General features: G+C 69.9%; 20 protein-coding genes. 9 read left to right on the forward strand and 11 right to left on the reverse strand.

What is annotated here, in order from left to right; all coding sequences use genetic code 11:
* The first annotated feature begins 1 nt into the window (after position 1).
* From KBZ13_RS08980 to KBZ13_RS09010, 7 genes are all read left to right on the forward strand, one after another.
* Positions 2-964: a formylglycine-generating enzyme family protein gene (locus tag KBZ13_RS08980; RefSeq protein ID WP_255008376.1), complete on the forward strand. Its 963-nt coding sequence runs from the start codon at positions 2-4 to the stop codon at positions 962-964.
* Complete coding sequence (locus tag KBZ13_RS08985) at positions 961-1,515, forward strand: hypothetical protein (RefSeq protein ID WP_255008378.1); 555 nt, start codon at positions 961-963, stop codon at positions 1,513-1,515. Before KBZ13_RS08980 ends, KBZ13_RS08985 begins: the two co-directional genes overlap by 4 nt.
* 3 nt (positions 1,516-1,518) lie before the next feature.
* A complete protein-coding gene (locus KBZ13_RS08990) occupies positions 1,519-1,914 on the forward strand; it encodes a DUF1622 domain-containing protein (protein ID WP_255008380.1) in 396 nt (131 codons plus the stop codon).
* Positions 1,911-2,300, forward strand: a complete 390-nt coding sequence (locus tag KBZ13_RS08995) for a YidH family protein (RefSeq protein WP_255008382.1) — start codon at positions 1,911-1,913, stop codon at positions 2,298-2,300. The genes KBZ13_RS08990 and KBZ13_RS08995 overlap by 4 nt, the downstream gene beginning before the upstream one ends.
* A 24-nt stretch (positions 2,301-2,324) precedes the next feature.
* On the forward strand, positions 2,325-3,197 hold the full coding sequence (locus KBZ13_RS09000) for a bile acid:sodium symporter family protein (RefSeq protein ID WP_255008384.1): 873 nt from the start codon (positions 2,325-2,327) through the stop codon (positions 3,195-3,197).
* A gap of 86 nt (positions 3,198-3,283) precedes the next feature.
* Positions 3,284-3,757: a hypothetical protein gene (locus KBZ13_RS09005; RefSeq protein ID WP_255008386.1), complete on the forward strand. Its 474-nt coding sequence runs from the start codon at positions 3,284-3,286 to the stop codon at positions 3,755-3,757.
* Positions 3,754-4,758 carry a hypothetical protein gene (locus KBZ13_RS09010; protein ID WP_255008387.1) on the forward strand — a complete coding sequence of 335 codons (1,005 nt, stop codon included), beginning with the start codon at positions 3,754-3,756 and terminating at the stop codon, positions 4,756-4,758. The genes KBZ13_RS09005 and KBZ13_RS09010 overlap by 4 nt, the downstream gene beginning before the upstream one ends.
* A gap of 16 nt (positions 4,759-4,774) precedes the next feature.
* Here KBZ13_RS09010 and KBZ13_RS09015 read toward each other — a convergent pair whose 3' ends face one another.
* From KBZ13_RS09015 to KBZ13_RS09040, 6 genes are all read right to left on the reverse strand, one after another.
* Positions 4,775-5,251 (reverse strand): DUF1499 domain-containing protein, encoded by a 477-nt coding sequence (locus tag KBZ13_RS09015; protein WP_255008390.1) that lies wholly within the window; start codon positions 5,249-5,251, stop codon positions 4,775-4,777.
* Complete coding sequence (locus KBZ13_RS09020) at positions 5,251-5,562, reverse strand: YciI family protein (protein WP_255008392.1); 312 nt, start codon at positions 5,560-5,562, stop codon at positions 5,251-5,253. Before KBZ13_RS09020 ends, KBZ13_RS09015 begins: the two co-directional genes overlap by 1 nt.
* Positions 5,562-7,013: a carotenoid oxygenase family protein gene (locus tag KBZ13_RS09025; RefSeq protein ID WP_255008394.1), complete on the reverse strand. Its 1,452-nt coding sequence runs from the start codon at positions 7,011-7,013 to the stop codon at positions 5,562-5,564. Before KBZ13_RS09025 ends, KBZ13_RS09020 begins: the two co-directional genes overlap by 1 nt.
* Positions 7,014-7,085: 72 nt before the next feature.
* Entirely contained in the window at positions 7,086-7,694 is a 609-nt protein-coding gene (hisB, locus tag KBZ13_RS09030; RefSeq protein WP_255008397.1) for an imidazoleglycerol-phosphate dehydratase HisB, read from the reverse strand.
* A gap of 29 nt (positions 7,695-7,723) precedes the next feature.
* A complete protein-coding gene (gene fabI / locus KBZ13_RS09035) occupies positions 7,724-8,506 on the reverse strand; it encodes an enoyl-ACP reductase FabI (RefSeq protein WP_255008399.1) in 783 nt (260 codons plus the stop codon).
* 62 nt (positions 8,507-8,568) lie between these two features.
* Positions 8,569-9,123, reverse strand: a complete 555-nt coding sequence (locus KBZ13_RS09040; RefSeq protein ID WP_255008401.1) for a hypothetical protein — start codon at positions 9,121-9,123, stop codon at positions 8,569-8,571.
* Between the two features lie 215 nt (positions 9,124-9,338).
* Between KBZ13_RS09040 and KBZ13_RS09045 the strand changes: the two genes are divergently transcribed.
* Positions 9,339-10,538: a DegT/DnrJ/EryC1/StrS family aminotransferase gene (locus tag KBZ13_RS09045; protein WP_255008403.1), complete on the forward strand. Its 1,200-nt coding sequence runs from the start codon at positions 9,339-9,341 to the stop codon at positions 10,536-10,538.
* Positions 10,539-10,564: 26 nt separating this feature from the next.
* Here KBZ13_RS09045 and KBZ13_RS09050 read toward each other — a convergent pair whose 3' ends face one another.
* From KBZ13_RS09050 to folK, 3 genes are all read right to left on the reverse strand, one after another.
* The gene (locus KBZ13_RS09050) at positions 10,565-12,025 is read right to left on the reverse strand and encodes an FAD-binding domain-containing protein (protein ID WP_255008405.1); all 1,461 of its coding nucleotides are present in this window, start codon (positions 12,023-12,025) and stop codon (positions 10,565-10,567) included.
* Positions 12,025-12,585, reverse strand: a complete 561-nt coding sequence (locus KBZ13_RS09055; RefSeq protein ID WP_255008407.1) for an NUDIX domain-containing protein — start codon at positions 12,583-12,585, stop codon at positions 12,025-12,027. Before KBZ13_RS09055 ends, KBZ13_RS09050 begins: the two co-directional genes overlap by 1 nt.
* Before the next feature lie 67 nt (positions 12,586-12,652).
* A complete protein-coding gene (gene folK, locus KBZ13_RS09060) occupies positions 12,653-13,270 on the reverse strand; it encodes a 2-amino-4-hydroxy-6-hydroxymethyldihydropteridine diphosphokinase (RefSeq protein ID WP_255008409.1) in 618 nt (205 codons plus the stop codon).
* On the opposite strand from folK, the gene bchD reads away from it, so the two are divergent.
* Positions 13,269-15,329, forward strand: a complete 2,061-nt coding sequence (bchD, locus tag KBZ13_RS09065) for a magnesium chelatase ATPase subunit D (protein WP_255008411.1) — start codon at positions 13,269-13,271, stop codon at positions 15,327-15,329. The genes folK and bchD overlap by 2 nt on opposite strands.
* Positions 15,330-15,334: 5 nt before the next feature.
* On the opposite strand, the gene KBZ13_RS09070 is transcribed toward bchD, so the two are convergent.
* Together KBZ13_RS09070 and KBZ13_RS09075 are read right to left on the reverse strand one after the other, a co-directional pair.
* Entirely contained in the window at positions 15,335-16,336 is a 1,002-nt protein-coding gene (locus tag KBZ13_RS09070) for an MlaD family protein (protein WP_255008412.1), read from the reverse strand.
* A gap of 4 nt (positions 16,337-16,340) precedes the next feature.
* Positions 16,341-17,099 (reverse strand): ABC transporter ATP-binding protein, encoded by a 759-nt coding sequence (locus tag KBZ13_RS09075; RefSeq protein ID WP_255008733.1) that lies wholly within the window; start codon positions 17,097-17,099, stop codon positions 16,341-16,343.
* Positions 17,100-17,270: the final 171 nt, after the last annotated feature.

The raw sequence follows: 17,270 nt of genomic DNA on the forward strand, positions 1-17,270 counted from the left end.
GATGAGCGTGGCCCCCATCGTCAGCCGTTCCCGGCCGGGTCGCCCCCCGGCCCGGGACATGGCCTGGATTCCAGCGGGATCCTTTGTGATGGGCTCCGACCACCACTACCCGGAGGAAGCCCCGGCTCACCGGGTGGCGGTGGAGGGCTTCTGGATCGATCGCCATCTGGTCACCAACGCCCAGTTCCTGAAGTTCGTGAAGGCCACCGGCCACATCACCCTGGCCGAGCAGCCCGCCGATCCGGCCGATTACCCCGGTTCCCTGCCGGAGTTGCTCGCTCCTGCTTCGATCGTGTTCGTGCCGCCGCCCGGGCCGATCGGCACCGGCGATCCCTACCGCTGGTGGCAGTACGTGGTCGGCGCGAACTGGCGCCACCCGGAAGGCCCCGGCAGCTCGATCCGGGGGCGGGAGCAGCATCCCGTGGTGCATGTGGCCCATGCCGACGCGGCGGCCTACGCCGCTTGGATCGGCAAGAGCCTGCCGAGTGAAGCGGAGTGGGAACGGGCCGCCTGGGGGGGCCGTGAAGGGGCCGAATTCGCCTGGGGTGAGGAGCTTCACCCCGGCGGACGCCCGCTGGCGAACACGTTCCAGGGAGATTTCCCGCACCACAACAGCCTGCTGGACGGCTATGCGGGCACCTCGCCGGTGGGCGCCTTTCCAGCGAACGGCTACGGCCTGTTCGACACCATCGGCAATGTGTGGGAGTGGACGGACAGCTGGTACCTGGACCATGGGGCCAGGTCCGCCGGGGCGGAGGGCTGCTGCGCCTCCGGCTCGGAGGCCCGGGAGGCGAGCATCGATCGCAGCTCCCAGCACGGGGCGATTCCCCGCAAGGTGATGAAGGGAGGCTCCTTTCTGTGCGCCCCCAGCTACTGCCGCCGCTACCGGCCGGCGGCGCGCCTGGCCCAGGGCATCGACACCTCCACCTGCCACCTGGGCTTCCGCTGCCTCGTGCGTCCATGAAGATCCTGCCGATGCTGTGCGCGGCCGCCACCGCCACCGTGGCCTTCAAGGTCACCGAAGCGCTCTCGCCAATGGGGTCGGCCTTCGCCTGCTCGCTCACCATCGCCCTGACGACCTTCGCCAGCGTCCAGCGACCAGCGCTCCCCCTCTGGTCGGCCCTGTTGGGGGCCCTGGTGGGGTCCCTGGTGGGCGCCGGAACCGTGGCCGCCGATCTGGTCAGCGCAGAAGGTTTCACGGAGCTGGCCCCCCAGCGGGCCCTGATCGTGGGCAGCCTGGCCCTGGCGGGGATTGTGTCCGGTGCCCTCCTGGGGGGGAGTCTGCACCGGCCCTCCCTGCGTCCGCCCAGCGATCTGATCAAGGCCGCCAGCGCCCTGACCACCGGCGTCTTCGCCCTGTTCGTGACGCTCAAGTTCCTCCAGGCGGGTCTCGATCCCGCCCGCACCCTCTCCAGCCGCCTGAGCACCTCGCTCACCGTGCTGGTGGCCTCCCTGGTGCTGCCGGGCTGGGTGGCCTACATCCTCTGTCGGCCCAACCCAGCGGGGGACCCCTGATTCATGGCATGGAAGGAGGCAGTGGAGCAAGTGTTGGCGCAGGCCGTGGGGGCTCTGCAGTTCAGCCTGGAAACCCTCTCGGTGGTCTGCGTGCTGGTGGGGCTGGTGCAGACCCTGCGGCTCGCGTTCAGCCAGCGGCGCCGAAGCCGGGGCGCGGACTTCCCCTTTGCCCGGGTGCGGCTGCGGTTCGGCTCCTGGCTCTCGCTGGCGCTGGAGTTCCAGCTGGGGGCCGACATCGTCGCCACCACCACCGCCCCCAGCGATTCCAATCTGATCCGGCTGGCGGTAGTGGCGGCGATCCGGACCTTCCTGAACATCTTCCTGGCCCGGGAGATGGAGCAGCAGCAACGCCTGGAGGAGCGCTCCCACCCCGAAACAGCCCTGCCGCCCCTGCCATGACCGCCAACCTCACCAACGAACTGGCCAAGGAGCGCAACCGGGCGGCGGCGGAGCGCACCTTGATGGCCTGGATCCGCACCTGCCTGTCGCTGATCAGCTTCGGCTTCGGCCTCGACAAGATCGTCGGCGCCATCAACAGCAGTGGTGGACTCCGTGGGGGCCACGCCGAATGGAGCGTGCGCCTGGTGGCCATGGGCTTTGTGATCACCGGCATCCTGGCGATGGGAGCCGCCACCCGCCAGCACCACCGCGATCTCAGGCGCCTCCTGCGCGACGACTTCACTTACAGCCAGGAGCGCTCCCTGGCCACGGCCACGGCCGTGGCCCTGACCGTGATCGGCGTGTTCGCCCTGCTGATGCTGGCGATCGGCGCGATCAAGAACTGACTGTCCCCTTTCCCCATTCCCGCCATGGCCCAAGCTGCTGCCCTGCTGGTGAGCGCCACCCTGTTCGCGATCATGTTCGCGCTGGGGCTGAGCCTGGCCGGCGACAAATTGAACCTGGTGCGCGAGCGTCCCGCCCTGTTCGCCCGGGTGTTGCTGGGCACCTGCGTGCTGGTGCCCCTGCTGGCGCTGCTGCTGCTGAAGCTGCCGCTCAGCGCGGCCCTCACGCCATCGGCGCGGTTCGCCATCGCCCTGATGGCGATCTGCCCCAGCGCTCCCCTCGCCCTGCGCAAGGCCGGCCAGGCCACGGGCAGCCGTCAGCTGGCGTCCCAGCTGCAGGTGTCGGCGGCGGTGCTGGCGATCCTGTCGATCCCGCTGCTGGCTGACGTCTTCACCCAGACCTACGGAATCTCGGGCTGGGACATCGGTCCGCGGGAGGTGGCCCTGCAGATCAGCAAGGCCCAGCTCCTGCCCCTGGCCTGCGGCATGCTGATGCGGCAGTGGCGACCGGGCTGGGCCCAGCGCTGGGAGGGATTGTTCGACAAGCTGGCCAATGGTCTGCTGCTGCTGCTGATCGTGACGGTGCTGGTCAAGACCGGCCACCTGCTCGTTCCCTTCCTCTCCCGCAGTGCCCTGGCCCTGGGGTTCATGGCGGTGATGGTGGTGGCCTCCCTGGCGATCGGCCATCTGCTCGCCGGCAGCGACCCGGAGGAGCGCACCACCACCGCCCTGGTGACCTCGATGCGCAATCCCGGCCTGGCCCTGCTGCTGGCCAGCACCTACGCCAGTGGGATGGAAGGCCTCAAGCTCGCGATCCTGTCCTACCTGCTCATGACAGTGCTGCTGTCGGTGCCGTACCTGCGCTGGCGCAAAACCCTGAGCAGCGGCGTCGGCGCCTAGGCCACGCATCAAACCCTTACAAAACCACGACGAAGCTGCTGAGGGTGATTAACAAGAAAGGAAGCTCCCTCCGCCCCACACGCCCCATGCGCGATCGATCATTGCTGTTGCTGCTTGCCGCAGGAGTGCTCCTGGCCGCGGCCCCCGGCCGCGCCGAGACCCTCTACAAGCTCGATACCCGCTGCAGCGTCGCCAGTGGAGCACCCCAGGCCTGCAGCGTCGAGGCGATCAATGAAGGTGGCGCCACGCTCTATCGCCACCGCATCGGCACGGCGATCACAACGATCCGCATCACCGACAAGCCCCTGAGGATGGAAATCTGGCAGCAGGACACCAAGCAGTGGAAGTTCCTGCAGAGCGCCTCGGCCCGCTTCTCCACCAACACGCTTTGCTTCAACGGCCGTGAGCTGTGCGTGGTGAATCCCAACTACCTCAACAGCGTCAGCCAGGCCCGCTCCGACCTGATCGCCGGTCGCGATCTGGTCAAGGTGCACTTCGATGCCACCGGTCGCACGAACGCCAGCTGCTACGACGAAGGCTGCGAGCTGGACCTGAAATGAAACGCCTCTCTGGACTCGGCCTGGTGCTGGCCGGCATGATCGCCCTCCCGGCCGGGGCGGGGCTGGCCTTCGATCGCGCCCCTGACCTGGGCGCCCAGCAACTGATCGCCCGCGGCGGCGGCAGAGGGGGTGGCGGTGGCGGCTCCCGTGGGGGCGGCGGCGGTGGCGCCCGCATGGGCGGTGGCGGCGGCGGTGGGAATCGTGGCGGTGGCGGTGGCGCCCGTGGGGGTGGTGGGAACCGGGCCAACACTGGCTTCGCCAACGCCGGCGGCGGCCTCAACAGAGGCTCTGGCAAGCCCAGCGGCGGCTGGAGCAACCGGGTGTCCTCCCCCGGGGCCAACCCGTCGATCAACCGCCCAGCGGGCGGCGCGAACCTCGGCAATCGCACCCCGGGGAACCGTCCCAGCGGCGGCCGTGATCTGGCCGGCAATCGCAACCTGAACCGCGACGGAAACCGCAACCTCAACCGAGACCTCAACCGAAACGTCAATCGAGACGTCAACCGGAACATAAACAGAGACGTCAACCGGACCATCAACCGCTCGGCCAACGTCAACCGCAACTGGAACCGCAACGTCAACTTCAACAACGTCAACGTGCGGCCGGGCTGGGCCCGGGCCGGCTGGGGCGTGGCCCGGCCCTGGAACCACGGCTGGTACGGCGGCTGGAACACCCCCACCTGGGGCTGGTGGGGCGCCCGGGCCGCGGCCTGGGGCGTGGGAACCCTGGCGACGGCGGCGATCATCAACGACGCCGTCAACGACGCCATCAGCAGCAACCAGACCACCATCGTGGTGCCGAACACCAACTACCAGTTGCTGTTCGGCTCGGTGCAGCCCTCCGGTACGGCCGGGGTGACCTTCGCCGTCAGCGCCGATGGGAGCACCTACGAGCTCAGCGCCGACTGCAACTCCGGTCTGATCAACGGCCAGGAGCCCCAGAACGCCCAAGAGGCGGAGCTGCTCAACTCGGCCTGCCAGGTGGCCTTCGGCAACGCCTGAGCCGTGGGGCCTTGGCCTACCCCTGGCTGGCCTGGGGCTCGGCCGGGGCGAGGCCTTGCCTGAGCCCATCAACCCGGGCTTGGTTCACCCCCAGATCCGAATCCCCAAGACGGGATTCGGATCGCACCTGCAGCACGCCCCGCTCAGGGTCGGCGAGCAGTTCGAGATCATCGACGAAGCCAAAAAAGCTGCTGGTGGCGGTGGCGTGCAGGTAGGGCTGAGGCTCCTGCTCGTCGAAGCGTTCCACGCGGGTGCCCGGGGTGGACGCCAGTTGAGAAGCCAGACGCCCCAGGGCCAGCGCAGGGTCGGCCACGGGCCAGTCCTCGCGCACGCAGTGGGCCGGGGCCGTGCAGGCGGGCAGCTGGCCGGCCACGGGGCCCAGGGTGTCGGGCACCGGGCCGGCGAAGTGGAACACCAGCAGCAGCGCCGGCAACCAGCTGCCCAGCACCGGGGCCGCCAGCAGACCAAAGGGGGCGAACAGAAAAGCGAGCATCACAGCTGATTGAGGGGGGAGGTGGCCAGATCACCAACGGCGGCGATCCAGCCCTGCAGCTGCCAATCCACGCAGCCACTGGCAATCAAAGGATCCTGCCGCACCAACTCGAGGGCACGGGCGTGATCGGGAGCCTCCAGCAACAGCAGCCCGCCGCCACCGGGGCGCCCTTCGCCGTCCACAAGATAGCCGCTGCTGATGGAGAGGCCTTCGGTCTGCAGCCGTTTCACCCAGGCCAGGTGCTCCAGCCGGTGGGGTTCGACCTCGTCCCTTGGGCGCCGAAAGGTCTCGGTCTTGATGAACCAGGCCATCAGGCCGCGGCCCAGCTGCCGTGCAGGCCGTAGGGAATCGCCAGGGGCAGCGGAATCACCGCCTGCTCGCTGAGGTCGTGGGCGTTGAGGATCACCAGGTCGCTGGCGCCGCGCGCCCCGTTCCAGATCAGCACCAGCACCCAGCCATCATCTTCGGCGCTGGCACCGGGGCGGGGCACCATCACCGGCTCGGTCACGAAGCCCCGGGGGGCAGCGCTCCACAGCCAGCGCTCGCCCGTGCCCAGATCCAGCTTCTCGATCGCCTGCAGCGGGTCGTTGCCGCGCTCCCGCTCGGTCACGGCCATCCAGGCGTAGCGGGCCTCGAGGCCCTGGCGATGGGGGTTCACCATCGCGAACTCGCAGCAGCGCGGCTCCAGCAGCTCCGTGTGCACCGCGCCTGTGGACAGATCGATCCGGCAGCGCTTGAGCTGACCCTCCGGCAGGCTCTGGAAATCCACCTGGCGGAAGTCCACGTCGGGGCCAATCGAGGGGAAATCGGCGTAGAAGATCGAATCCACCACCAGCTCCCCCGCCTGAGCGTCTTCGAAGGCGTTGAGGTGGTGGAACACAAAGCCCTCGGGGGCCTCGATCAGCCGCGGCTCCCCCTCTCCCGAGCGGGGAACCAGCCAGAACTGCCCCTTCTGGCCGGGCTTGGAGCTCAGGCACTGGGCCGCTCCCTTCTGACCGAACACGAAGGGCAGGGGGTTGAAGGCCACGGCGTTCTGCAGGAACACCGCCCAGTTGGGCGTGATCGCGAAGTCGTGCAGGAAGGCGAACCCCTTGAAGCGGCGGCGCTGGTCGGCCACCAGGGCGCCGGCGGCATCGAACTCCATCAGCCGCACGGTGCTGGTGGGGCCCGCCTTCACCCCAAAGGTGACCATGCGGGCGTCGCCGTGGTGACCGGGATCGAAGCGGGGATGGGCGCTGAAGGCTTCCCCAGGCGCCAGAACCCCATCGAGCAGCGTGAGGCCGCGGGTTTCGAGTGTTTCGGGGTCAAGGGCGTGGGGAGAGCTGGCCTCCCACAGGGCCAGCAGCTGATCGCCAAGGCGCACCACGTGGGTGTTGGCGATGTTCTTCAGGCGCAGGTCGAAGGCGTTAGCCAGCAGGCCCCCTGGCTTCTGGGTCCCGAACACCCCGCGATACAGCAGCTTGCCGGCCTTCTCCTCGGCCTCAAAGCCTTCGGTGCGCACGAAACGGTTGCGCAGATGGGCCTTGCCGCCCTCGAAGCGCAGGGCGGTGATCATGCCGTCGCCATCGAAGGGGTGGTGCATCCAGACCCCGTCCCGCTCCAGGCGCCCGGGACCGTTGCGGTAGAGCGTGCCCGCCAGCTCCGCCGGAATCGTGCCGCTGATGGGCTCCACGGCGCCATCGAGTTCCTGGCCCACATTGCGGAAGGCGCTGGACCAGTCGGCGCGATCAAAGGTCGCCTGGGGGCTGGGGGCAACGGTCATGGCGGCGGCAGGCGGGCCTCCATCATCCCGTAACGGAGTGTGAAGCGCGGCGGATTGGCTCGAGCGGGCGGCTCAGCCCCAGCCGCCCGCCTGCTCCAGCACACCCTTGCTGCTGGGCACCGCCCCGGAGCGGCGGGGATCGAGCTCGGTGGCCTGGCGCAGGGCCCGGGCAAAGGCCTTGAAGGCCGCCTCGACGATGTGGTGCGAGTTCACCCCCGCCAGCTGGCGGATGTGCAGGGTGAGGCCGGAGTTGTTGACCACGGCCGCGAAGAACTCCCGCACCAGTTCGGTGTCGTAGCTGCCGATGCGCGGGGCTGGAATCGTGAGGCCATAGCTCAGGTGCGGCCGGCCGGAGCAATCCAGCACCACCTGCACCAGGGCCTCATCCAGGGGCGCCGTGAAGTGGCCGAAGCGCTGGATGCCGCGGCGATCCCCCAAAGCCTGGGCCAGGGCCTGGCCCACGGCGATGCCCACGTCCTCATTGGTGTGGTGGTCGTCGATGTGGGTGTCACCGTTGGCGCTGATCTCCAGATCCAGCAGGCCATGGCTGGAGAGCTGCTGGAGCATGTGATCGAGAAACGGCACGCCGGTGCCCACCTGGCACTGGCCGCTGCCATCGAGATCCAGGCTGACCCGCACATCGGTTTCGCCGGTGGTGCGGTGGATCGTGCCAGTGCGCATGGAGACCTCCTTCCAGGCCAGTGTGCCGCTCACATGCCGGTGATGCAGTAGCCGGCGTCCACATAAATCACCTGGCCGGTGATGCCGGAGGCCAGGGGGCTGGCCAGAAAAGCGGCGGTGGCGCCCACTTCTTCCTGGGTGACAGTGCGGCGCAGGGGGGCCTTTTCTTCCACGTTGTGGATCATGTCGAGGATGCCGCCGATGGCGGAGCTGGCCAGGGTGCGGATCGGGCCGGCGCTGATGGCGTTCACACGCACCTGCTGCTCGGGGCCGAGTTCGGCCGCCAGGTAGCGCACCGAGGCCTCCAGGGCCGCCTTGGCCACACCCATCACGTTGTAGTTGGGGATCGCCCGCTCAGCCCCCAGGTAGGTGAGCGTGATCACGCTCGCCCCCTGGCTGAACAGGGGCTTGGCAAAGCGGCACAGGGGCGCGAGGGAATAGGCGCTCACCTCCAGGGCCCGGGCGAAGCCCTCCGGGCTGATGGCGGAGTAGTCGCCGATCAGCTCCTCCTTGCCGGCGAAGGCCAGGCAATGCACCAGCACATCAATCGAGCCCCACTGATCCTTGACACGCTCGAACACCGACTCGATCTGGGCCGGGTCCTGCACGTTCAGGGGCTCGAACAGGCTGGGATTCAGGGGCGCCGTGAGCTCGCGCACCTTGCCCTCGAAGCGACCCTTCTCATCGGGCAGGTAGGTGACCCCCAGCTCGGCGCCGGCGGCGGCCAGTTGCTGGGCGATGCCCCAGGCGATCGAGCGGTTGTTGGCGATGCCGGTGACGAGGGCCTTCTTGCCGCGCAGATCAAGGAGCATCGCCGGGGGGTCAGGAATCTGCCGATTCTCCCCCAAGGACGGAATCGCCCGAACACCAGGGCTCAGGGCGGAGGCCCCTCCGGCGCCGCGCCGCCCATGGCGTCCTCCTGTTGGCGCACCTTCTCCGGGTCCGCCAGCAGCTGCTTCTCCTCCAGCAGCGGGAACCGCTCCGTCTTCACCGCTTCCAGGGTGCGGGGCGGCTCGATCCAGCTCCAGCTGCTGCGCGGGGCGCGCTCCCGGCAGAGGGCCTCCAGCTCACGCCGTAGGGCGTCGCGCACGTCCTGGCGGGCCACCGCCTCGAACCACTCGGCTCTGGTGGCGAGGCCCGAGCTGAAGGGGGCCGTGCCGTTGCCGTTGAACAGCCGCGCCGCATCCACCACCCAGCGGGGCCGACACACGCCAGACGCGCTGGTGTCGGTCTCCAGCCAGATGTGCAGGCCGTAGCCATCGGGCTGGCTCACCACCGCCAGGCCGTCGTGGGGCTGGTTGCGCTGCAGGGGGAAAAAGCTCCAGCTGGCGCGCCGGTGGGCCGGCACACAGGCGGCGAGGGACAGCCCCAGCAGCGCCGCCAGCAGGGGCGCGAAGGCGGCCTTGGCTCGTCGAGTCGGGGGGCGCAAGGGCAGCAGGCAGCGTCCGCCGATCTTCCCGCATTCCGTAGCCTGGGCCCGTCGCGGTAGGAACCAGCTCGGCCGCCCGCCATGGCCCTGACCGCCTCCACCATGCTGACCCTGGGCACCCCCCTGAGCCTTCATCAAGCAGGTCGAGGTGGAGATCGGCTGCAACATCAAATGGCACCCCGGCCAAGCGCCTGACTGGGCTTAAGGTGCCCTGCATGCAGGTGCCCCCCTTCGACCTCACCGAGCAGCTCGAGCAACTCGGTGACGCCCTTGATGACGCTGTGCTGCAGGTGTTGCGCAGCGGTCAGTACATCGGCGGGGCCACCACGAGTGCGTTCGAATCGGCCTTCGCCCAGGCCACCGGCAGCCCCCACGCCATCGGTTGCAACAGCGGCACCGATGCCCTGGTGCTGGCCCTGCGGGGGCTGGGCATCGGCCCCGGCGATGAGGTGATCACCTGCTCCTTCAGCTTCTTCGCCACCGCCGAAGCGATCAGCGCCGTGGGCGCCACCCCGGTGTTCGTCGATGTGGAGGAGAGCTCCTACCTGATCGACCTGGACCAGGTGGAAGCAGCGATCACCCCCGCCACCCGGGCGCTGATGCCGGTGCACCTGTTCGGCAGGCCCGTCGACATGGGCCGGGTGATGGCGATCGCCGAGGCCCATGGCCTCAAGGTGATCGAAGACTGCGCCCAGGCCACCGGTGCCAGCTGGGCCGAGCGCCCCGTGGGCAGCTGGGGCGATGCGGGCTGCTTCAGCTTCTTCCCCACCAAGAACCTCGGCGCCGCCGGCGATGGCGGTGCCGTCACCTGCCGCGACGACGCCCTCGCCCAGCGGGTGCGGGAGCTGGCGGTGCACGGCATGCCCCGCCGCTACCTGCACACCACCCTGGGTTACAACAGCCGCCTCGACGCCCTGCAGGCGGCCGTCCTCAACGTCAAGCTGCCCTATCTGGAAACCTGGGTGAACCGCCGGCGCGCCGTGGCCGAGACCTACCGCCAGCAGCTGTGCGACCTCCCCAACCTGCACCTCCCGGAAGCGGGACCAGCCGGCCACAGCTGGAACCAATTCGTGGTGCGGGTGCCCAGCTGTCCCGGCGGCCGGAACAGCTGCGGCGGTCAATGCAGCCCCTCGCTCGACAGCGCCGATTTCGGCCTGCCGGAAAGCTGCTGCCGCGACTGGCTCAAACAGGAGCTTCAAGCGGCCGGCGTCAGCACGATCATCTATTACCCGATCCCCATCCATCGACAGCCGGCCTACGCCGAGCTGGGCTACGGCCCGGGCAGCCTGCCCATCACCGAGCGGCTCACCGCCGGGGTGCTCAGCCTGCCGATCTTTCCTGAGCTCAAGCCCGCCCAGCAGCAGCGGGTGGTGGAGGTGCTCCAGGCCCTGGCCAAGCAACCCATGGCCGCCTGACTCAGGGTCTTGGCGTCCCGTCCCGCTCAGCGCAGGGCGGCGTAGAGGGCCTTGAAGTGCGCCTGCTGCCGCCTGTGCTCCACGATCGGCTCCGGATAGCCGCGCCGCTCCAGGGGGGCGATCGCGGCACTGATCAGATCGGCCGTGGCCACGTGGGCCAGTTCCGGCAGCCAGGTGCGGATGTAGTCGGCTTCGGGGTCGTAGCGGCCCGCCTGGGTGGAGGGATTGAAGATGCGCAGGGGCCTCGGATCCATGCCGCTGCTGGCGCTCCACTGCCAACCACCGTTGTTGGCGGCCAGATCGCCATCCACGAGGTGCTGCATAAAAACGCGCTCACCAAGGCGCCAATCGCAGATCAGATCCTTGACCAGGAAGGAGGCCACGATCATGCGGCAGCGGTTGTGCATCCAGCCCGATTCGCTGAGCTGGCGCATCGCCGCATCCACGATCGGCACACCCGTGAGCCCGTCGCTCCAGGCCTGAACACGCACCGGATCGTTCTCCCAGGGGAATCGCTTCCAGAGGGGCCGGTAGGGGCCATCGGCCAGCTCGGGGCTGTGGAACAGGGCCTGCTGGTAGAACTCACGCCAGGCCAGCTCCTGCTCCCAGACGGTGATCGCCTGGCGCTGCTCATCGCTGCCGGCGGCGGGCAGCATTCCCTGGGCCGCGGCCCAGGCCTGGCGGGGGCTGAGGGTGCCGAAGCGCAGGGCGGCACTGAGCACGGATGTGCCGGCGAGGGCGGGCAGGTTGCGGCCGTTGTCGTAGTCGAGCAGAGGGCCCTGGGCGAAGCGGGCCAGCTGCTCGGCGGCGGCCGCCTCCCCCGGGCGGCAGGGACAGAGGGTGGCCCCCGCAAACGGAAACCCCAGCGCCTCAGCCGTGGGCAGCTCCCCCAGCAGGGGCAAACTCCGCCAGAGGGCGGTGGCAGGCTCCGGCAGGGCCGCCGGATCGAAACCCAGCAGATCCGTCGGTGCCGGCATGGGCTCCAGCTCCTGGCCCAGACCTCCCACCTGGCGGCGCCAGCTGCGCCAGTAGGGCCCGTAGACCCGGTAGGGGCCGCCGCTGCCGGTCTGGAGCTGCTCCGGCGGCACCAGCAGCTGGTCCCAGAGGGCGAGCACCTTGGTGCCCTGGGCCTGGAGCGCGGCCGCCACCCGCCGGTCCCGCTCCCGGGCGGCGGGCTCCACATCCCGGTTCCAGGCCACCACCTCGGCGCCGATCGCCTGCGCCAGCCTTGGCAGCTCGATCAGCGGATCACCACGCAGCAGCAGCAGCTCGCTGCCGGCCTCCCGCCAGCGCCGCCCCAGCTCCCGCAGGCTCTCAAGCAAAAACCACACCCGCGCCGGGGCCTGATCAGCGGCCTCCAGCTCCGCTGGATCGAGCACAAACACCCCGGTGACCGCCGGGGTGGCGGCGACCGCCGCCGCCAGGGCCCTGTGGTCGGCCAGGCGCAGGTCGCGCCGCTGCCACACCAGCCACCGCTCTTGGGCCATCAGAGACCCAGCAGCTGTTTGGCGCGGAACCAGGCGGTCACGCTCTTGCCATCGAGGGCCTCATCGCCGCTGGCGAGGGCCGCATCCAGCTCGGACGGCTCCAGCAGCAGCACCTCCAGGTCCTCGTCGTCGTCGCCGGGGGGGGCCTCGGTGAGTTCTGAGAGCTCCCGGGCCAGGAACAGGTGGATCACCTCATCGGAGTAACCGGGGCAGGGCAGCATCACCCCGAGCTCATCCCAGCGCTCGGCGCTGTAACCCGCCTCCTCCTGCAGCTCCCGCTCCATGGTGCTCAGGGGTGTCTCGCCCGGATCAAGGGTGCCGGCAGGGAACTCGAGCAGCCGGGTGGCGACGGCAAAGCGGTACTGGCGCAGGATCACCACCCGCCCGTCATCGAGCACCGGCACCGCCAGGGAGGCCCCGGGGTGACGAATCACGCCGAAGCTGCCCTCGAGGCCCATCGGCAGCTTCACCCGGTTGAGCTCGAAGCGAAGCTTGCGGGCCTCCAGCACCGCCTCGGTGGCCAGCAACTCGTAAGGCTCGGGGGAGGGGAGGGGCGCCATGGCCGCAGCCGCTGAGGCCCCCCAGTGTGGCCGCCGCCGGTGAGGGGCCGTGAACGCACGCGGGGGGTCAGGGGCTGCCTTCCGGCCATCCCGCCCGAGCCGGCAGGCGTTCAGGCGGTGGCACCCCCGCTGGGGTGGGGAGAGCCGCCAACCGCTTGGCCACCGTGCCGGCGGCCCCCGGCAGCTGGAGCTGCGGATCGATGGCCGCCAGTGGCGCCAGCACGAAAGCCCGCTCCAGCAAGCGGGGATGGGGCAGCTCCAGCTCCGCGAGCCTCAGGCGCTGCGGGCCGCACCAAAGCAGATCGAGGTCCAGGTGGCGGGGGCCCCAGCGCTCCCGTCGCACCCGCCCGAAACGACGCTCCAGCGCCAGCAGCTCCGCCAGCAAGGCCTGGGGATCGGGGTGCCCCGGGGCGCCCCAAGCGGCGGCCCCAGCTCCCTCCGGCAAGGCCCCCACCAGGGCGGCATTGAGGTAAGCGGGCTGGCCGGGGGGACCGCCCACGGGCGCCGTGCGAAACAGGGGCGACCAGCGGCAACGTCCGGCCCCCAGGAGCGCCACGAGCCGTTGCTCCAGCAGGGGCCGCAGCGCCAGCAGCGTGGCCAGCGGGTCGCCCAGATTGGCCCCCACTCCGATGGCCAGGGTCTGATCAGCGAGACTGGCGCTCACGTCCACGGGCCGGTCCCCCATGCTCGCAAGTGGCTTCCCCCTGGCGGCGATCACCGGCCACGGCACCTTGAAGCTGGCCCTGCTGCTGGCGGCGGTGGATCCTGCCCTGGGGGGGGTGGTGATCGCCGGCGGCCGCGGCACGGGCAAGTCAGTGCTGGCCCGCGGTCTCCATGCGCTGCTGCCCCCGATCGATGTGGTGGAGGGCAGCCTCAACGGTGACCCCCAGCGCCCCGATGAATGGGACGCGGCCACCCGAGCGCGCATCACCGACCTGGGGGGCGATGCCAGCGGCACCGACCCCACCGCCCTGCTCGCCACCCGGGTGATCCCGGCCCCGTTCATCCAGGTGCCCCTGGGGGTGAGCGAAGACCGGCTGGTGGGCTCGGTGGATGTGACCGCATCGTTGGCCAGCGGCAGCGCCGTGTTCCAGCCCGGGCTGCTGGCGGAGGCCCACCGCGGGGTGCTCTACGTCGATGAACTCAACCTGCTTGACGACGGCCTGATCAACCTGCTGCTGGCGGCGGTGGGCTCGGGCGACAACCGGATCGAGCGCGAGGGGCTCAGCCTCAGCCACCCCTGCCGCAGCCTGCTGATCGCCACCTACAACCCCGAGGAGGGGCCGGTGCGCGACCACGTGCTCGACCGCTTCGCGATCGTGCTCTCAGCCAACCAGGTGGTCAGCACCGCCCAGCGGGTGGAGATCACCGAGGCGGTGCTCTCCCACGGCGAAGCCAGTGGCGATTTCCGGGCCCGCTGGCAGGAGGAAACCGATGCCCTCGCCACCCAGCTGCTGCTGGCCCGCCAGTGGCTGCCGGATGTGACGATCGCCCGCGAACAGATCGCCTACCTGGTGAACGAGGCGATTCGCGGGGGCGTCGAGGGTCACCGGGCGGAGCTCTATGCGGTGCGCGTGGCCAAAGCCCATGCGGCCCTCTCCGGCCGCGACCGGGTGGAGGCCGACGACCTGCAGGTCGCCGTGCGGCTGGTGATCGCCCCGAGGGCCCGGCAGCTGCCTCCCCCGGATCCTGAGCAGCCCATGGAGCCGCCACCTCCGCCGCTACCCCAGGGGGAGCAGCCCCCCGAGCAACCGGAGCCGCCGGATGACCCAAGCAGCGACGACGGGCCGGAAGATGAGCCCGAAGACGAATCAGAAGACGACAGCCCCGAGGACCAGGCGCCCCCCTCGATTCCCGAGGAGTTCCTGCTCGATCCCGAGGCCATCGCCATCGATCCCGACCTGCTGGTGTTCAGCGCAGGGAGGGCCAGGAGCGGCGGCAGCGGCAAACGCTCGGTGGTGCTCAGCGACTCCCGCGGCCGCTACGTCAAGCCGATGCTGCCCCGGGGACCCGTGCGCCGCATCGCCGTGGACGCCACCCTGCGGGCGGCGGCCCCGCACCAGAAGAAACGCCGGGAGAAGGAGCCCCACCGCACCGTGATCGTCGAAGACGGCGACCTGCGCGCCAAGCTGCTGCAGCGCAAGGCGGGCGCCCTGGTGATTTTCCTGGTGGATGCCAGCGGCTCGATGGCCCTCAACCGCATGCAGAGCGCCAAGGGGGCCGTGATCCGGCTGCTCACCGAGGCCTACGAGAACCGCGACGAAGTCGCCCTGATCCCCTTCCGGGGCGAGCAGGCGGAGGTGCTGCTGCCCCCCACGCGCTCGATCACGGCCGCGAAGCGGCGGCTCGAATCCATGCCCTGCGGCGGCGGTTCCCCCCTGGCCCACGGCCTCAGCCAGGCGGCGCGGGTGGGGGCCAATGCCCTGGCCACCGGCGACCTCAGCCAGGTGGTGGTGGTGGCGATCACCGATGGGCGCGGCAATGTGCCCCTGGGCCGCTCCCTGGGCCAGCCCCAGCTGGAGGGGGAGGAGCCGGTGGACCTCAGGGAGGAGGTCAAGCAGGTGGCGAGCCGCTACCGGGCCCTGGGCCTGAAGCTGCTGGTGATCGACACCGAGCGCAAATTCATCGGCAGCGGCATGGGCAGGGAACTGGCGGAAGCCGCCGGCGGTCGCTACGTGCAGCTGCCCAAGGCCAGCGACCAGGCGATCGCCGCGATCGCCATGGAAGCCGTCGCCAGCCTCTGAGGCCCTCAGCGCATGGGGACCGCCGTTGGTCCGCTTTTTTCCTTCGCCGCCGGCTTGAAGCCCGCCTTGGCAGCGCCGTTGGCCCCGGACTTGGCAGCGGACTTGGCGCCACCAGCCTGCTCCGGATAGAGCTCATCGAAGAACTTACCCAGGCCCAGGGTGACGCTGCGCACCCCATCCATGAACTGCGGATCGGCGGTGAGTTTGTTGACGTCTCCGCCGACGGCCTCCCAGCGCGCCGTCAGCTTCTCGGCGTTGGCGGCGGTGCCCTTGAGCTGAGCCACGGTGTTCGGGTTATCGAAGGCGGCGGTGACGTTGCGGATGTGGCGCGAGGCCTGGGCCGCCTCGGAGGTGGCCGTCTTCAGGTTCGCCAGAATCGGATCGGCCTTGAGCACGGCGGCATTGAGATCCTTGACCAGCAACCGGGAATCCAACAGGAAGCGGTTGGCCTGCTTGGAGGTGACATCCATGCTGGAGGTGACGCCGGCGATCCGGGTCACCAGCTTCTGGTCGTTGGCCTGATCCAGGATGTTCTGCATCAAGGCGGTGACGCTGCTGAGGCTGGCGGCCGCCACCCCGGGCACCTCTCCGCCGGAGCAGACCATGGCCTTCGGGTCGCAGTCGGGGGAACGGGGCCGCGGCGTCGGTTCAGGTCCCGGCGGGGCCGTGGACATCAAGGCCACCTCGGCGTCGCCCCCCAGCAGCGAACTGCTCTTGACTTCAGCAAGCGCCGGCCGGCGCAGGCGCAGATCGGGGTCGGTGATCTCCAGCAAAGCCTCCACGGCTCCGGAACTCACCTGGATCCTGCGAACGCTTCCCACCAGCACGCCGCGGTAGGTGACCGACGAGCGGTCAGCCAGGCCGGCGGCATCGGCGAAGCGAACCTTGACTGTCCAGATGTTCTGGTTGAGGGACATGCCCTTGAGCCAGGCCCAGAGCCCGGCCGAACCGGCGATCGCCGCCAGCAACGAGAACCCCACGATCGCCTCGCGCAGACTGCGGCGCATGGGTTCAGAGCTCCGCCGGCTGCATGGGGCCGTCCAGGCTACCGCTCCTGAACTGCACCACAAACGGATTGTCGGTGCAGCGGAATTCCTCGACGCTGCCGATCCAGTGGAACCGACCGTCGTAGAGCAGGGCCACCCGGTCGGCGGCTCGCTCGATCGTGCTGTGAACGTGGCTGACCACCACCGCTGAACCCTTGGCCACCTCGGTGGTCTTGACGATCAGGTCTTCGATGCGGGTGCAGGCCACTGGATCGAGGCCCGCCGTGGGCTCATCGAAGAGCAACAGGGGGGCGCGTCCCGCCGGCTGGGTGGGGTCATCGATCAGGGCCCGCGCAAAGCTCACGCGCTTCTGCATGCCGCCACTGAGCTCGCCGGGGTACATGTCCTCGATGCCGTAAAGCCCCACCGCCTCCAGGCAGCCGCTCACCCGCTCGCGAATCTCCGCCGGCCGCAGGCGACTGTGGCGGTAGAGCAGAAAGCCCACGTTCTCCCGCACCGTGAGCGAGCCCAGCAGGGCGGGGTTCTGGAACACCAGACGCACATCAGGGGGATGGCGCTGGTCGAGGCGCAGGTAGCGCTGCTCGGAGCCGTGGATGCGCAGCCGGCCGCTGGTGGGCAGCTGCAGTCCGGCCATGATCCGCAGGATCGTGGATTTGCCCGCCCCCGAGGGACCGACCACCACCAGGCGCTCGTCGGGGGCCAGCACCAGGTCCACCGCCTCCAGCACGAAGCGATCGCCCCAGCGCATGGTCAGGCGCTCCATCACCGCCACGGGCTCGGGGCTCGAAACCGGATCGCTCACGGAGAAGGGGGCGGGGCTGGGGCCATCTTCGCTTTCGTTCGTACAGTTGCTGCAATTCCACATCGGCACCTCGCCCCAGTGGCTTGAGCCCCCAGACCCCCAGCCCACGGAACCGCGCCGCCCGTCGGCGCC

This window comes from Cyanobium sp. ATX 6F1 (assembly GCF_024346315.1).
In the GTDB taxonomy this organism is placed as follows: Bacteria; Cyanobacteriota; Cyanobacteriia; order PCC-6307; family Cyanobiaceae; genus ATX-6F1.

Bases quoted from the DNA above. Each gene is read 5' to 3' on its own strand.
- fabI (WP_255008399.1), bottom strand. From the start codon at position 8,506: ATGCTCCTTGATCTGCGCGGCAAGAAGGCCCTCGTCACCGGCATCGCC.
- KBZ13_RS09005 (WP_255008386.1), top strand. From the start codon at position 3,284: ATGCGCGATCGATCATTGCTGTTGCTGCTTGCCGCAGGAGTGCTCCTG.
- KBZ13_RS09050 (WP_255008405.1), bottom strand. From the start codon at position 12,025: ATGGCCCAAGAGCGGTGGCTGGTGTGGCAGCGGCGCGACCTGCGCCTG.
- KBZ13_RS09045 (WP_255008403.1), top strand. From the start codon at position 9,339: ATGCAGGTGCCCCCCTTCGACCTCACCGAGCAGCTCGAGCAACTCGGT.
- KBZ13_RS09070 (WP_255008412.1), bottom strand. From the start codon at position 16,336: ATGCGCCGCAGTCTGCGCGAGGCGATCGTGGGGTTCTCGTTGCTGGCG.
- KBZ13_RS09025 (WP_255008394.1), bottom strand. From the start codon at position 7,013: ATGACCGTTGCCCCCAGCCCCCAGGCGACCTTTGATCGCGCCGACTGG.
- KBZ13_RS08995 (WP_255008382.1), top strand. From the start codon at position 1,911: ATGACCGCCAACCTCACCAACGAACTGGCCAAGGAGCGCAACCGGGCG.
- KBZ13_RS09055 (WP_255008407.1), bottom strand. From the start codon at position 12,585: ATGGCGCCCCTCCCCTCCCCCGAGCCTTACGAGTTGCTGGCCACCGAG.
- KBZ13_RS09000 (WP_255008384.1), top strand. From the start codon at position 2,325: ATGGCCCAAGCTGCTGCCCTGCTGGTGAGCGCCACCCTGTTCGCGATC.
- KBZ13_RS09010 (WP_255008387.1), top strand. From the start codon at position 3,754: ATGAAACGCCTCTCTGGACTCGGCCTGGTGCTGGCCGGCATGATCGCC.
- hisB (WP_255008397.1), bottom strand. From the start codon at position 7,694: ATGCGCACTGGCACGATCCACCGCACCACCGGCGAAACCGATGTGCGG.
- KBZ13_RS09020 (WP_255008392.1), bottom strand. From the start codon at position 5,562: ATGGCCTGGTTCATCAAGACCGAGACCTTTCGGCGCCCAAGGGACGAG.
- KBZ13_RS08980 (WP_255008376.1), top strand. From the start codon at position 2: ATGAGCGTGGCCCCCATCGTCAGCCGTTCCCGGCCGGGTCGCCCCCCG.
- bchD (WP_255008411.1), top strand. From the start codon at position 13,269: ATGCTCGCAAGTGGCTTCCCCCTGGCGGCGATCACCGGCCACGGCACC.
- KBZ13_RS08990 (WP_255008380.1), top strand. From the start codon at position 1,519: ATGGCATGGAAGGAGGCAGTGGAGCAAGTGTTGGCGCAGGCCGTGGGG.
- folK (WP_255008409.1), bottom strand. From the start codon at position 13,270: ATGGGGGACCGGCCCGTGGACGTGAGCGCCAGTCTCGCTGATCAGACC.
- KBZ13_RS09015 (WP_255008390.1), bottom strand. From the start codon at position 5,251: ATGCTCGCTTTTCTGTTCGCCCCCTTTGGTCTGCTGGCGGCCCCGGTG.
- KBZ13_RS08985 (WP_255008378.1), top strand. From the start codon at position 961: ATGAAGATCCTGCCGATGCTGTGCGCGGCCGCCACCGCCACCGTGGCC.
- KBZ13_RS09075 (WP_255008733.1), bottom strand. From the start codon at position 17,099: ATGGAGCGCCTGACCATGCGCTGGGGCGATCGCTTCGTGCTGGAGGCG.